General features: G+C 73.1%; 1 protein-coding gene. It reads right to left on the reverse strand.

The features are described from left to right. Nucleotides 1–706, reverse strand: a 706-nt coding sequence (locus CCN37_RS38595; protein ID WP_371505757.1) for a coiled-coil domain-containing protein, incomplete at both ends; no start/stop codon positions are given.

Consider the following 706-nt stretch of genomic DNA (forward strand, 5'->3'; position numbering starts at 1 on the left):
GTGCGGGTGCCGCCGCCTGTGGCGGGGGCGTGCGGCGAGGCGCCGTTCGCGGGGCCGAGCGCCCCGGAGTCGAGCAGTTCGCGCTGTGCCTTCGCGGTCTCCTGGCGCTCGCGCTGCGCCACCTGGGCGATCTGGCGGGCGCTCAGCGCGGCGAGCAGCTTCTCGCTGGAGTGCAGCTTCTTCTCCACCTTGTCCCGCTGTTTCTTTCGTTTCGCCGTCAGGGAGAGCTGTTTGTCCAGCGCGGTCCGCGCCCGGGTGGCGATGGTGTCGGCGTGCCGCTCGCCCCTGGTCAGCCGCTGCATCAGGGCGGCCTCGCGGCCGGCCGCCCGCCCCAGTTCACGCGCCTCGTCGGCGGCGCTCTCCGGGTGGGGGGTGAGCAGGGTCAGCAGAAAGGCGTAGGAGGAGAGCGTGCTGTGGCCCTGGTACTGCTGACGGGCCAGCCGCCCCGCGTCGTCGTGGCTGTCGGCGAGCTTCGTACGGGCGTGCACGAGCTCGGCCGTGAGCTCCCTGGTTCTGGTGCGCTGCTTGCGCAGCTTCTCCTCGGTCGCGTTGTACGTCTCCGTCGCCTCCTCGGCCTTCCGGTACAGCGTCTTGAGCTGCGTCAGCAGCTCGGACACGGACCGGTCGGCGGGGCGGGAGGGGGCGGCCGTCGCCGCCGGAACGGCTGGTACCAGCGCGGCGGTCGCCGTGATCGCCGCCGCGCAGA

This window comes from Allokutzneria sp. NRRL B-24872, assembly GCF_002155965.1.
Lineage (GTDB): Bacteria > Actinomycetota > Actinomycetes > Mycobacteriales > Pseudonocardiaceae > Allokutzneria.